Annotated in this window: 22 protein-coding genes and 2 pseudogenes; all 24 read right to left on the minus strand. The window is 40.3% G+C overall.

Going from position 1 to position 13,105, the window contains the following annotated elements:
- Nucleotides 1-141: 141 nt before the first annotated feature.
- The gene (locus LO754_RS22500; RefSeq protein ID WP_069514342.1) at nt 142-795 is read right to left on the minus strand and encodes an adenylate kinase; all 654 of its coding nucleotides are present in this window, start codon (nt 793-795) and stop codon (nt 142-144) included.
- A gap of 68 nt (nt 796-863) precedes the next feature.
- Nucleotides 864-2,159, minus strand: coding sequence for a preprotein translocase subunit SecY (gene secY, locus LO754_RS22505; protein WP_024364359.1), 1,296 nt, complete (start codon nt 2,157-2,159; stop codon nt 864-866).
- The gene (gene rplO, locus LO754_RS22510) at nt 2,159-2,599 is read right to left on the minus strand and encodes a 50S ribosomal protein L15 (protein WP_024364360.1); all 441 of its coding nucleotides are present in this window, start codon (nt 2,597-2,599) and stop codon (nt 2,159-2,161) included. Before rplO ends, secY begins: the two co-directional genes overlap by 1 nt.
- Before the next feature lie 34 nt (nt 2,600-2,633).
- On the minus strand, nt 2,634-2,816 hold the full coding sequence (rpmD, locus tag LO754_RS22515; protein WP_024364361.1) for a 50S ribosomal protein L30: 183 nt from the start codon (nt 2,814-2,816) through the stop codon (nt 2,634-2,636).
- Between the two features lie 13 nt (nt 2,817-2,829).
- Complete coding sequence (gene rpsE, locus LO754_RS22520) at nt 2,830-3,333, minus strand: 30S ribosomal protein S5 (RefSeq protein WP_024364362.1); 504 nt, start codon at nt 3,331-3,333, stop codon at nt 2,830-2,832.
- Nucleotides 3,334-3,354: 21 nt separating this feature from the next.
- The gene (gene rplR, locus LO754_RS22525) at nt 3,355-3,714 is read right to left on the minus strand and encodes a 50S ribosomal protein L18 (protein WP_024364363.1); all 360 of its coding nucleotides are present in this window, start codon (nt 3,712-3,714) and stop codon (nt 3,355-3,357) included.
- 32 nt (nt 3,715-3,746) lie between these two features.
- Complete coding sequence (rplF, locus tag LO754_RS22530; RefSeq protein ID WP_024364364.1) at nt 3,747-4,286, minus strand: 50S ribosomal protein L6; 540 nt, start codon at nt 4,284-4,286, stop codon at nt 3,747-3,749.
- Between the two features lie 30 nt (nt 4,287-4,316).
- A complete protein-coding gene (gene rpsH / locus LO754_RS22535) occupies nt 4,317-4,715 on the minus strand; it encodes a 30S ribosomal protein S8 (protein WP_231785302.1) in 399 nt (132 codons plus the stop codon).
- A gap of 29 nt (nt 4,716-4,744) precedes the next feature.
- A complete protein-coding gene (locus LO754_RS22540) occupies nt 4,745-4,930 on the minus strand; it encodes a type Z 30S ribosomal protein S14 (protein WP_004233656.1) in 186 nt (61 codons plus the stop codon).
- 21 nt (nt 4,931-4,951) lie between these two features.
- Nucleotides 4,952-5,491 carry a 50S ribosomal protein L5 gene (gene rplE, locus LO754_RS22545; protein ID WP_024364365.1) on the minus strand — a complete coding sequence of 180 codons (540 nt, stop codon included), beginning with the start codon at nt 5,489-5,491 and terminating at the stop codon, nt 4,952-4,954.
- A gap of 29 nt (nt 5,492-5,520) precedes the next feature.
- Nucleotides 5,521-5,829, minus strand: a complete 309-nt coding sequence (gene rplX / locus LO754_RS22550) for a 50S ribosomal protein L24 (protein WP_004233652.1) — start codon at nt 5,827-5,829, stop codon at nt 5,521-5,523.
- Nucleotides 5,830-5,864: 35 nt separating this feature from the next.
- Entirely contained in the window at nt 5,865-6,233 is a 369-nt protein-coding gene (gene rplN / locus LO754_RS22555; protein WP_004233650.1) for a 50S ribosomal protein L14, read from the minus strand.
- 43 nt (nt 6,234-6,276) lie between these two features.
- Complete coding sequence (rpsQ, locus tag LO754_RS22560; RefSeq protein ID WP_024364366.1) at nt 6,277-6,540, minus strand: 30S ribosomal protein S17; 264 nt, start codon at nt 6,538-6,540, stop codon at nt 6,277-6,279.
- Between the two features lie 18 nt (nt 6,541-6,558).
- A complete protein-coding gene (rpmC, locus tag LO754_RS22565) occupies nt 6,559-6,759 on the minus strand; it encodes a 50S ribosomal protein L29 (RefSeq protein WP_004233646.1) in 201 nt (66 codons plus the stop codon).
- Nucleotides 6,749-7,182 (minus strand): annotated as a pseudogene (rplP, locus tag LO754_RS22570) (50S ribosomal protein L16). Before rplP ends, rpmC begins: the two are co-directional and overlap by 11 nt.
- Nucleotide 7,183: 1 nt before the next feature.
- Nucleotides 7,184-7,837, minus strand: coding sequence for a 30S ribosomal protein S3 (gene rpsC / locus LO754_RS22575; RefSeq protein WP_024364367.1), 654 nt, complete (start codon nt 7,835-7,837; stop codon nt 7,184-7,186).
- Nucleotides 7,838-7,840: 3 nt separating this feature from the next.
- Entirely contained in the window at nt 7,841-8,185 is a 345-nt protein-coding gene (gene rplV, locus LO754_RS22580) for a 50S ribosomal protein L22 (protein ID WP_004233639.1), read from the minus strand.
- 22 nt (nt 8,186-8,207) lie between these two features.
- Nucleotides 8,208-8,486 carry a 30S ribosomal protein S19 gene (gene rpsS, locus LO754_RS22585; RefSeq protein ID WP_231785303.1) on the minus strand — a complete coding sequence of 93 codons (279 nt, stop codon included), beginning with the start codon at nt 8,484-8,486 and terminating at the stop codon, nt 8,208-8,210.
- Between the two features lie 60 nt (nt 8,487-8,546).
- Nucleotides 8,547-9,377, minus strand: a complete 831-nt coding sequence (rplB, locus tag LO754_RS22590; protein WP_024364368.1) for a 50S ribosomal protein L2 — start codon at nt 9,375-9,377, stop codon at nt 8,547-8,549.
- Nucleotides 9,378-9,424: 47 nt separating this feature from the next.
- On the minus strand, nt 9,425-9,709 hold the full coding sequence (gene rplW, locus LO754_RS22595) for a 50S ribosomal protein L23 (RefSeq protein WP_036205532.1): 285 nt from the start codon (nt 9,707-9,709) through the stop codon (nt 9,425-9,427).
- The gene (rplD, locus tag LO754_RS22600; protein ID WP_010860604.1) at nt 9,709-10,332 is read right to left on the minus strand and encodes a 50S ribosomal protein L4; all 624 of its coding nucleotides are present in this window, start codon (nt 10,330-10,332) and stop codon (nt 9,709-9,711) included. The genes rplW and rplD overlap by 1 nt, the downstream gene beginning before the upstream one ends.
- Before the next feature lie 26 nt (nt 10,333-10,358).
- Nucleotides 10,359-10,987: pseudogene (gene rplC, locus LO754_RS22605) on the minus strand (50S ribosomal protein L3).
- 49 nt (nt 10,988-11,036) lie between these two features.
- Nucleotides 11,037-11,345 (minus strand): 30S ribosomal protein S10, encoded by a 309-nt coding sequence (gene rpsJ / locus LO754_RS22610; protein WP_004233624.1) that lies wholly within the window; start codon nt 11,343-11,345, stop codon nt 11,037-11,039.
- Nucleotides 11,346-11,695: 350 nt separating this feature from the next.
- The gene (locus tag LO754_RS22615) at nt 11,696-13,012 is read right to left on the minus strand and encodes a Na+/H+ antiporter NhaC family protein (protein ID WP_231785305.1); all 1,317 of its coding nucleotides are present in this window, start codon (nt 13,010-13,012) and stop codon (nt 11,696-11,698) included.
- Nucleotides 13,013-13,105: the final 93 nt, after the last annotated feature.

Genomic DNA, 13,105 nt, shown 5'->3' on the forward strand with positions numbered 1-13,105 from the left:
TCTCTCAAAAGTCATGTTGCACTTTTTAAAAGAAATATATACCGGGCACAATATGCTTTTGCAACTCTCAAAAAAATTATGTTTCGGTGTTGCTCCCGCATGCCTCCCGCGGAAGCAGTATTCTGCGCCCGGAGCCGGGTATCAGCTGCGGCTGCCCTGTAAAAGAGCATCAAGATCAGCAAACACTTTATTAATATCTTGCTGTCCATCAATATTTGTTAACACACCTTTTGCTTCATAGAAGTCCAATAAAGGTTGTGCTTGATTCATATTTACTTCAAGACGGTTTGCAACCGTTTCAGGATTATCATCCGCACGTGTGTATAATTCGCCGCCATCTTTATCACATTTACCTTCCACAGCTGGTGGATTGAAAATTAAATGATATGATGTACCGCAAGTTTTACAAATACGACGACCTGATAAACGAGCAATTAGCTCATCTTTTTCAACTTGAATGTTTAACGTATGTTCAATAGCTTTACCAAGATCAGCTAAAATGCTGTCTAACGCTTCCGCTTGAGGAACTGTACGTGGGAATCCGTCTAATAGGAAACCCTTATCACAATCAGCTTTAGCAAGTCGCTCACGAACAATACCAATCGTTACTTCATCAGGTACTAGAGCACCTTGATCCATAAACGATTTAGCCTGTAAGCCTAGCTCTGTACCGTCTTTAATAGCGGCACGGAACATATCTCCTGTAGAAATATGAGGAATTGCGTACTTCTCTACAATTTTATCTGCCTGTGTACCTTTACCAGCACCTGGCAGACCCATTAAAACGATATTCATCGGAAATAGTCCTCCCACAAAAGGTTTGCTGATTTCAGGAAACGAAGAACGTTCCCTAAAAATCAACATTATTTCATAAAGCCTTTGTAGTGACGTTTAACAAGTTGTGATTCTAGCTGTTTCATCGTTTCTAGCGCTACGCCGACTACGATAATAATACTAGTACCACCGATTTGCACTGAGGCAGGTAGATTCATAAGGTTGATGAATATAATCGGCATTACAGCAATTACAGTTAAGAATATCGCACCAACAAATGTTAGTCGATATAACACGCTTGTTAAATACGTTTGAGTGTTTTCACCCGGGCGAATACCTGGAATGTAAGCACCTTGTTTTTTCAAGTTGTCTGCCACATTTTCTGGATTCACTTGTACGAATGCATAGAAATATGTGAATGCGACGATCAATGCAACATAAATCAACATTCCAACAGGTTTCTGATAATCGAACGTGTTTTCAATGAATGCTGTGATATCGTTTTGACCAAAGAACGCTGCTAACGTACGAGGTGTGACAAGGAACGCTACTGAGAAGATTACCGGAATAACCCCTGCAGCATTTACTTTTAACGGTAAGTGCGTTTGCTGACCACCTGTTTGTTGGTTGCGTCCAGTAACTCGTTTTGCATATTGAATTGGAATTTTACGAAGTGCTTGTTGCACGTAAATAACCCCAACGACAATTGCAAGTAAAATCAAAGCAAGTAATGCAAGGATGATAATGTTGATAAACAGTTTATCGCCTGCACCCTCAATTTGTTGTGCATAGATTTGGTTTATTCCTGTAGGTAATGCTGCCACGATACCAGCAAAGATTACAACAGAAATACCATTACCAACACCATGTGAGGTAATTTGTTCAGCAAGCCATACAAGGAATGCTGTACCTGCTGTCAATACAATTGAAATTGTAATATAAGTTAGAATTCCCTCTTCTTTAATCAAAGATCCACCGTACATTTTGTTGAAGCCAAATGACATGGCGAATGATTGGATAAAAGCAAGAATAATTGTAAAGTAGCGAGTAAATTGTGCAAGTTTACGTCTTCCGACTTCACCTTGCTTTGCCCATTCAGCAAACTTCGGTACTACGTCCATTTGCAATAACTGAACAATGATTGAGGCTGTGATGTATGGCATAATTCCCATCGCGAAGATAGAGAAGTTTTGCAACGCACCACCGCCAAAAGTATTGAGGAAACCAACGAGGTTAAACTCATCAGTTGCCTTTAATACAGTTGCGTCAACATTCGGTACTGGTATGAATGTACCAATACGGAAAATAATTAACATTAAAAGAGTGAAGATGATTTTATTTCTTATATCTCGAACACGCATAAAGTTAGAGATTGTCTGAAACATTAAATCACCTCAGTAGTTCCGCCGGCATTCTCGATTGCTTCTTTTGCTGAAGCTGAGAATTTATGAGCTTTTACTGTAAGCTTTTTGTTAAGTGTTCCATTGCCTAGAACTTTAATTCCAGCTTTTTCATTGCTCACAAGACCAGTTTCAAGTAATAATGCAGTTGTTACTTCTGCACCGTCTTCGAAACGGTTTAATGTGTCAAGGTTAACGATAGCGTATTCTTTACGGTTAATGTTCGTAAATCCACGTTTAGGTAAACGACGGAATAACGGGTTTTGACCGCCCTCAAAGCCTGGGCGTACACCGCCACCAGAACGAGCGTTTTGACCTTTATGACCTTTACCTGATGTTTTACCGTTACCAGAACCGATACCACGACCAACGCGATTGCGTTGCTTACGAGATCCTTCTGCTGGTTTTAACTCATGCAGTTTCATAGTGGGTGGCACCTCCTTGTTCATTAATTAAAAATTAATTTTCTTTTACAGTAACTAAGTGAGCTACTTTATCAAGCATACCGCGAGTAGCAGCGTTATCAGCTTTCTCAACAGTTTGATTTAATTTACGTAATCCTAGAGCTTCAATAGTTTTACGTTGTGCCGGTTTAGAACCGATCACAGATTTTGTAAGGGTGATTTCTAATTTGTTAGCCATTATTATTCCCCCCTTATCCTAATATTTCTTCCACTGATTTGCCACGTAATTTTGCAACGTCCTCTACGCGTTTTAATTCAGTTAAACCTTGAACAGTAGCACGCACCATATTGATTGGTGTGTTAGATCCAAGTGATTTTGAAAGAATATCAGTAATACCAGCAAGTTCTAGTACGGCACGTACTGGACCACCAGCGATAACCCCTGTACCAGGAGCAGCAGGTTTGATTAGGATTTCTCCTGCACCGAAGCGACCAAGCACTAAGTGTGGAGTTGTTCCACCTACACGTGGCACTTCGATTAAGTTTTTCTTCGCATCTTCAACAGCTTTACGGATAGCATCTGGCACCTCTTGAGCTTTACCAGTACCGAAACCAACATGTCCGTTTCTATCGCCAACAACAACTAATGCTGTGAAGCGGAAGCGACGTCCACCTTTAACAACTTTAGCAACACGGTTAATAGTAACTACGCGTTCTTCAAGTTCTCCAAGTTTGTTTGCGTCAATTCGACTCATGAAATGTGTCCCTCCTTCTTATTAAAATTCTAAACCGTTCTCACGTGCAGCTTCAGCTAAAGCTTTTACACGTCCATGATATAAGTAACCACCACGGTCAAATACAATTGCAGTAATGTTTTTTTCCGCAGCGCGTTTCGCGATTGTTTCACCGATTTTTGATGCAGCTTCTACGTTGTTACCAGCACCTTCAAAACCATTTTCTTGAGAAGATGCGCTAACAAGTGTTACGCCTGCTACGTCATCGATAAGTTGAGCGTAGATGTTCTTGTTAGAACGGAATACGTTTAAGCGTGGACGCTCAGCAGTACCCGAAATTTTAGAACGAACTCGCGCATGACGTTTTTTACGAACTTGATTTTTATCCTGTTTCGTAATCACAAGGGTCACTCCTTTCTAATGCTTAAGCAGCATTATTTACCTGTTTTACCTTCTTTACGACGAACGTATTCGCCTTCGTAACGGATACCTTTACCTTTATAAGGCTCTGGTGGACGAACGTCACGGATATTAGATGCAAGAGCGCCAACGCGTTCTTTGCTGATACCTTTAACGATGATTTTTGTATTAGTCGGAACTTCTACTTCAAGACCATCTTCTGGTGTGAACTCAACTGGGTGAGAGTAACCTACGTTAAGTACAAGCTTTTTACCTTGTAATTGCGCACGGTAACCGACACCGATAAGTTCTAATGATTTTTCGAAACCTGCAGAAACACCAGTAACCATGTTCGCTAAAAGCGCACGAGTAGTACCGTGGTTTGTGCGGTGTTCTTTTGAATCAGAAGGACGAGATACAGAGATCACATTTCCTTCTTGCTCAATTTTCATATCTTGGTGGAAAGAACGAACAAGTTCGCCTTTAGGACCTTTAACAGTAACAGTGTTGTCAGCTGCGACAGTAACAGTTACGTTAGCTGGTACCTCGATAATTTTTTTACCTACACGAGACATTTAGTTGCACCTCCATTCATTTATTGCTAATTACCAAACGTATGCTAGAACTTCGCCGCCAACTTGTTTAGCGCGAGCTTCTTTATCTGTTAATAAACCTTGTGAAGTTGACACTAAAGCGATACCAAGACCGTTCAGTACTTTAGGAACTTCATTTGTTTTAGCATATACACGTAGACCAGGTTTAGAAATACGTTTTAGGCTAGTGATAACGCGCTCGTTATCTTTACCGTATTTTAAGAAGATACGGATGATACCTTGTTTGTTGTCTTCCACGTATTCTACGTCACGTACGAAACCTTCACGCTTTAAAATTTCAGCGATTTCTTTTTTCACGTTGGAAGCTGGTACTTCTAACTTCTCGTGACGAACCATGTTCGCATTACGAATGCGAGTAAGCATATCTGCAATCGGATCAGTCATTGTCATTACATTTACCTCCTTCCCAAATTAGGGGATTACCAGCTGGCTTTTTTAACGCCAGGAATTTGTCCCTTATATGCAAGTTCTCGGAAACAAATACGGCAAAGTTTGAATTTGCGATATACTGAGTGTGGACGACCACAGCGTTCACAACGTGTATACTCTTGCACTTTAAACTTTTGCTTACGTTGTTGTTTAACGATCATAGATTTTTTAGCCACGTTTTCGCCCTCCTTGTTTAATTACTTTTGGAACGGCATACCGAATTGTGTCAATAACTCGCGAGCTTCTTCGTCAGAGTTCGCTGTCGTTACGATCACGATGTCCATACCGCGTACTTTTGAAACTTTATCGTAATCGATTTCTGGGAAAATTAATTGCTCTTTAACACCAAGAGTGTAGTTACCGCGACCATCGAATGCTTTTTTAGAAACACCACGGAAGTCACGTACACGAGGTAATGCGATTGCGATTAATTTATCCAAGAATTCATACATACGCTCACCGCGTAATGTAACTTTAGCACCGATAGGCATACCTTCACGTAGACGGAAACCTGCGATCGATTTTTTCGCTTTAGTTACTACTGGTTTTTGACCAGTGATAATTGTCAATTCTTCTACAGCTGCATCAAGCGCTTTAGAGTTTTGAACTGCATCGCCAACACCCATGTTGATAACGATTTTATCAACTTTTGGAAGTTGCATAACTGATTTATATCCAAATTTGCTCATTAGAGCAGGAGAAACTTCATTTAAATATTTTTCTTTTAGGCGGCTCATGTGTGTACCTCCCTTCTTTTATTTACTAATTAGTCGATTACTGCACCTGATTTTTTTGCAACACGAACTTTTTTACCGTTTTCGATTTTATAACCTACACGAGTCGGCTCGCCAGATTTAGGATCGATTAGCATTACGTTCGAAACGTGAATTGCAGCCTCTTGGCTTACAATCCCACCTTGTGGATTCAATTGGTTAGGTTTAACGTGTTTTTTCACGATGTTTACACCTTCAACAAGAACGCGGTCTTGTTTAGGGAAAGCAGCTAGGATTACTCCTTCTTTGCCTTTGTCCTTACCAGTGATAACCTTAACCTTGTCACCTTTTTTTACATGCATGCTGTCGCACCTCCTTGATTGGCACTGTCATGAAATTAAAGAACTTCTGGAGCTAGAGAAACGATTTTCATGAAGTTGCTGTCACGTAATTCACGTGCAACAGGTCCGAAAATACGAGTTCCGCGTGGTGATTTATCATCACGAATAATTACACAAGCATTTTCATCAAATTTGATGTAAGTACCGTCTTTACGACGTACGCCTGATTTAGTACGAACGATAACAGCTTTAACAACGTCACCCTTCTTGACAACGCCACCTGGTGTTGCTTTCTTAACTGTACAAACAACGATATCACCGATGTTAGCAGTTTTACGGCCAGAGCCACCAAGCACTTTAATTGTAAGAACTTCACGTGCACCTGAGTTGTCAGCAACTTTCATACGACTTTCTTGTTGGATCACTTAGGTTACCTCCCTTCGGAAATTGGTTGTTCCGAAATAGTTATTAAATAATAACCGCTTTTTCTACAACTTCAACTAGACGGAAACGTTTAGTAGCTGATAGCGGGCGAGTCTCCATGATACGTACGATATCACCGATTTTCGCTTGGTTTTGCTCATCATGAGCTTTAAACTTTTTAGAGTACTTTACACGTTTACCATAAAGCTTGTGCTTTTTGTGAGTTTCAACTAAAACAGAAATTGTTTTGTCCATTTTATCTGAAACAACGCGGCCCGTGTAAACTTTGCGTTGATTACGCTCAGTCATACTTGAAAACCTCCTTTATCAGTTATTTGCACTGATTTCTCTTTCACGAATAACAGTTTTCATACGCGCGATTGCTTTACGCACTTCACGAATACGAGCTGTGTTTTCTAATTGACCAGTCGCCAATTGGAAGCGAAGGTTGAAAAGCTCTTCTTTCAGTGATTTCACTTTTAATTCAATTTCAGAAGTGGCAAGGTCACGGATTTCATTAGCTTTCATTAGATTCACCACCAGTTTCTTGACGTTTTACGATCTTACATTTAACAGGAAGCTTATGTGATGCTAAACGAAGTGCTTCACGTGCGATCTCTTCAGATACACCAGCAATTTCGAACATTACTTTTCCTGGTTTAACAACTGCTACCCAACCTTCAGGAGAACCTTTACCAGAACCCATGCGGACTTCTAGAGGTTTTTTCGTGTAAGGTTTGTGCGGGAAGATTTTAATCCAAACTTTACCGCCACGTTTCATGTAACGAGTCATCGCGATACGTGCAGATTCGATTTGACGGTTAGTAATCCAGCTAGCAGTTTGAGCTTGTATACCCATTCGCCGAAAGATACTTCTTTACCGCCTTTCGCTTCGCCACGCATGTTTCCGCGGTGTTCACGACGGTATTTTACGCGTTTAGGCAATAACATATTATTTGCCTCCTTCCACAGATTTCTTCGTAGGAAGAACTTCACCACGGTAGATCCATACTTTAACGCCTAATTTACCGTAAGTAGTGTCAGCTTCTGCGTGTGCATAGTCGATGTCAGCACGTAGAGTATGAAGTGGAACAGTTCCTTCACTATAGTGTTCAGCACGCGCGATATCAGCGCCACCTAAACGACCAGATACTTGTGTTTTAATTCCTTTTGCACCAGCACGCATTGTGCGTTGGATTGATTGCTTTTGTGCACGACGGAATGAAACACGGTTTTCTAATTGACGAGCGATGTTTTCAGCTACTAGACGAGCGTCAAGATCAGCACGTTTAATTTCGATAATGTTGATGTGTACACGTTTACCAGTTAATTCGCCAAGGTATTTACGAAGATTTTCAACTTCAGTACCACCTTTACCGATTACCATCCCTGGTTTAGCAGTGTGAATTGTAATGTTTACACGGTTTGCAGCACGTTCGATTTCAACTTTAGAAACAGAAGCGTCTTTAAGAGCCGTTTCAATATATTTACGCACTTTGATGTCTTCGTGAAGTAGAGTTGCATAGTCTTTTTCAGCGTACCATTTTGACTCCCAGTCACGAATAATACCAACGCGCAGTCCTATTGGATGTACTTTTTGACCCACGGATTAACCCTCCTTCTTCTCAGATACCACTAAAGTGATGTGGCTTGTGCGTTTGTTAATTGCGCTTGCACGTCCTTGTGCACGTGGACGGAAACGTTTTAATGTTGGACCTTCATCAACGAATACTTCAGAAACTACTAAAGAGTTGATATCTAGATCGTAGTTGTGCTCAGCATTAGCAACTGCAGATTTTAATACTTTCTCAACGACTGGAGACGCCGCTTTTGGAGTATGACGTAAAATTGCAACTGCCTCACCTACTTGCTTACCTCGGATTAAGTCTACAACTAGACGAACTTTACGAGGAGCGATACGTACTGTGCGAGCGATAGCTTTAGCTTGTGTCATTAGGATTTACCTCCTCTCAAAATTAGCGTCTTGTTTTCTTGTCGTCTGCACCGTGACCTTTGTAAGTACGTGTCGGTGCGAATTCACCAAGTTTGTAGCCTACCATATCTTCTGTTACGTATACAGGAACATGTTTACGTCCATCATATACAGCAATTGTTAGTCCGATGAAGTTCGGGAAGATTGTAGAACGGCGAGACCAAGTTTTAATAACTTGTTTCTTCTCAGAAGCCTCTTGTGCTTCCACTTTTTTCATTAAGTGGTCGTCAACAAAAGGTCCTTTTTTCAAACTGCGACCCATGTAGGAACCTCCCTCTGTGATTCCACCACGGCTCTCACATAGAACCGTAGTTTAACCACTTTATTTTTTACGACTACGGATGATGAATTTATCCGATTTGTTTTTCTTATTACGAGTTTTGTAACCAAGTGCTGGTTTACCCCAAGGTGTCATCGGTGATTTACGTCCGATTGGAGAACGTCCTTCACCACCACCGTGTGGGTGATCGTTAGGGTTCATTACAGAACCACGAACAGTTGGGCGTTTACCTAACCAACGGCTACGACCTGCTTTACCGATGTGTACAAGTTCATGTTGTTCGTTACCAACTTGACCGATTGTAGCGCGGCAAGTAGCAAGAACTAAACGTACTTCACCAGATTGTAGACGAACGATTACGTATTTGTCTTCACGACCAAGTACTTGCGCAGAAGTACCAGCAGAACGTACTAATTGTCCACCTTTACCAGGTTTTAACTCGATGTTATGGATTGTTGTACCCATTGGAATGTTTGCTAATGGTAATGTGTTACCTACTTTAATATCAGCATCTGGACCAGATACGATTGTTTGACCAACCTCTAGACCTTTTGGTGCTAAGATGTAAGCTTTTGCTCCATCAGCGTAGTTGATTAATGCGATATTCGCAGAACGGTTTGGATCATATTCGATAGTAGCAACTTTCGCTGGAATGCCATCTTTAACACGTTTGAAATCGATAACACGATATTGCTTCTTATGACCACCACCATGATGACGAACAGTGATTTTACCTTGGTTGTTACGACCAGCTTTGCGTTTAGTTGGTTCAAGCAATGATTTCTCAGGCTTGTTAGTTGTAATTTCCGCAAAGTCTAAAGACGTCATATTACGACGACCATTAGAGGTAGGTTTATACTTTTTAATCGCCATTGTGTTTCCCTCCTTCTTGATTGTTCAAATCATAAATCCTTAAAGGATTACATTTCGAATAATTCGATGTCTTTGCTGTCCGCAGTTAGTTTAACAATCGCTTTACGACGTTTGTTTGTGTAACCACCGTAACGGCCAACGCGTTTGAATTTACCTTTGTAGTTAAGAACGTTTACTTTCTCAACGTTTACGCCAAAGATTTCTTCTACAGCGTCTTTTACTTGAGTTTTGTTAGCGCGAGTGTCTACTTCGAAAGTATACTTTTTCTCTGCCATAAGTTCTGAAGAACGCTCAGTAATGACCGGACGTTTTAAAATATCACGTGCTTCCATTATCCAAGCACCTCCTCAACTTTTTCTACTGCAGCTTTAGTGAATACAACTTTTTCGTGACCTAAAAGATCAAGAACGTTGATTCCGTTTGCAGTTAACACTGTTACACCAGGGATGTTACGAGCAGATAATGCTACGTTTTCATCTAGGTCAGCAGTTACGAATAAAGATTTTTTCTCTAAAGAAAGATCTTTAAGAATTTTAGTGAATTCTTTTGTTTTTGGTGCTGCTAGTGTAAGAGCATCAAGAACTAAGAAGTTTTGTTCTACTACTTTAGCTGATAAAGCAGATTTAAGAGCTAAACGACGAACTTTTTTAGGTAATTTATAAGAATAGCTACGTGGAGTTGGACCGAATACGATACCACCGCCGCGCCATTGTGGAGAACGGATAGAACCTTGACGAGCACGACCAGTTCCTTTTTGGCGCCATGGTTTACGACCACCACCAGCAACTTCAGAACGGTTTTTCACCTTATGATTACCTTGACGAAGAGAAGCGCGTTGTGCAACTACAGCGTCGAATAATACTGCTTCATTTGGCTCGATTCCGAAGATCGCTTCGTTTAACTCGATTTCACCAACTGAAGCACCTGTTTGACTAAGTACAGATACTTTTGTCATTCCTGTTTCCTCCTTTCTTGAAGTGATTAGTTAGCTTTAATTGCAGTTTTAACTGTAACTAGAGCTTTTTAGAACCAGGAACATTACCTTTAACAAGTAGTAAGTTACGTTCTGCATCAACTTTTACGATTTCTAAGTTTTGGATTGTAACTACTGTGCCACCCATTTGACCAGGTAATTTCTTTTGTTTAAATACGCGGTTCGGAGCAACTGGACCCATTGAACCAGGACGACGGTGGTAACGAGAACCGTGGGCCATAGGACCACGAGATTGTCCGTGGCGTTTGATAACACCTTGGAAACCTTTACCTTTAGTAACACCTGTTACATCAATTACATCGCCTTCTGCGAAAATTTCTACTTTGACTTCTTGACCAACTTCGTATTCTTCAACGTTCACGTTGCGGAATTCACGAATGAAGCGCTTAGGAGCAGTATTCGCTTTTGCTACGTGACCTTGCGCTGGTTTGTTAGAAAGCTTAACGCGCTTATCTTCGAAACCAACTTGAATTGCTTCGTAGCCGTCTGTTTCAACAGTTTTCTTTTGAAGAACTACGTTTGGAGTAGCTTCGATAACTGTTACCGGGATTAAATCGCCGTTTTCAGCGAAAACTTGTGTCATACCAATTTTTCTACCTAAGATTCCTTTAGCCATTTGTCACACCTCCTGTAAGTTTTAAAAAGTTGTTATATTGTTTTTACCATTAAAGTTTGATTTCGATATCAACGCCAGATGGTAAATCAAGTTTCATTAACGCATCAACAGTTTGTGGTGTTGGGTTAACGATATCGATCAGACGTTTATGCGTACGCATCTCGAATTGTTCACGAGAATCTTTGTACTTGTGAACAGCACGTAGAATTGTGTACACAGACTTCTCAGTTGGAAGTGGAATCGGACCTGATACACTTGCACCTGAACGTTTTGCAGTCTCCACAATTTTCTCAGCAGACTGATCTAAAATACGGTGATCATACGCTTTTAAACGAATACGAATCTTTTGTTTTGCCATTATTTTCCCTCCTTCTCGCCTATTTTCTAGACATTCTCCACGAAAATTCTCCAACGCACCGCCATGGCAAAGCGGTAGGGTGTGTCGGCAACCTCTCGTTTCATCGCAGTCAAAGACCAACATTCAACATTATATACAATAAAAAAAGAATAAGCAAGTCTTTTCGCTAAATTCTTTTAAATGTTGTAGATATTCTTTACTACTAATATTTCTCGCTTATTTAAGCCGTTTACTAGTATATATAATTTTCGTGTATTTTGCAACACATAACCTGTGCTATCTACGTTTTCGAACATTTCGAACAATTAATAAAAAAAGCAGTCTCTAAAATTAGAAACTGCTTCTCAATATTATAGAAAGAATACACAGGCAATCCAACCAAATAGGACGAGTGGAATATTAATAAAGATAAACGTTGGTACACATGTATCCCAAATATGATTATGTTGTCCATCAACATTTAAGCCAGCAGTTGGTCCTAATGTTGAATCTGATGCTGGTGAACCTGCGTCACCTAATGCGCCCGCAGTTCCGATTAAGCACAATATCGCTAAAGGGCTCATTCCTAATCCTTGTGCTAACGGAACAAATAAAGTCGCAATAATCGGTACTGTCGCAAAAGAAGAACCAATGCCCATTGTTACAACTAATCCAATCACCAGCATAATAAATACCGCCAAACTTCTATTGCCTTCAAGGTACGTCAGAGAGCTTGTAATTAAGCTATCTACATCACCCGTAGCATTGATTACTGAGGCGAATCCATTGGCAGCAATCATGACGAAGCCAATGAACGCCATCATTTTCATACCTTCTGATAGAATTTCATAGGCCTCTCTCCATTTAAGAGCACCCGTAAAATACATAATCATGATCCCTGCAAAGGCTCCGACAATCATGGAATCTGTTGCGATTTGCGCGATAAGGGAAACAATTAATGCTAGTGCCGTAGAAATAATAACTGATTTACTGACATTCACATTTAAAGTTGCTGTTTCTACATCTGTATTTTTGTATATACGTGGTTTGCGATATACATAGAAGGCAATCCCTAGTCCTACTAACATACCTAGGATAGGAATAGCCATTGCTACAGGCACATCACTTGCTTGTGCAACCATTCCGGCATTTGTAACTTGCGTTGACACAATTTCTTGGAAGATGACCCCGAAGCCTGCTGGTACAAAACTATAGGTGCCAATTAAGCCAACCGCAATCAATGTTGCTATTATTCTACGATCCACTTCAAGCATATTTAAAACCTTTAAAATCGGTGGTATTAGTAAAGGGATAAAAGCAATATGAATTGGAATTAAATTTTGAGAAAAAATGGCCATGATAAAAATAAGAAGAAAAATTAATACTTTTACTAAGCCCTTCCTATTACTTGAACCATTTTTATTTAACACGTTTAACATACCTGCAATGAATAAGTCAGGTATACCTGTCTTCGAGATAGCTATAGCAAATCCACCAAGTAGACCATAACTAAGTGCAATAGTAGCACCTGCCCCTAACCCCTCTGTAAACGACTCGACAGTTGCTTGAATACCCATACCACTTGTTAAGCCCCCTGCAAAGGCTCCTAAAACAAGTGAAAGGACAACATTGATTCGAAGCAAACTTAATATTAACATGACAGCTACTGCCACAATTACCGCATTCATAAAGACACTTCACTTTCGTACACTAGATTATTAATATGTTAAACTTTAATATTCTGACAAACGAAAGTCAAGCTGTTATGAAATATTTCATTA

Origin of the sequence: Lysinibacillus sp. GJ-1 (assembly GCF_021166035.1) — a bacterium.
Taxonomy (GTDB): Bacteria; Bacillota; Bacilli; order Bacillales_A; family Planococcaceae; genus Lysinibacillus; species Lysinibacillus sphaericus.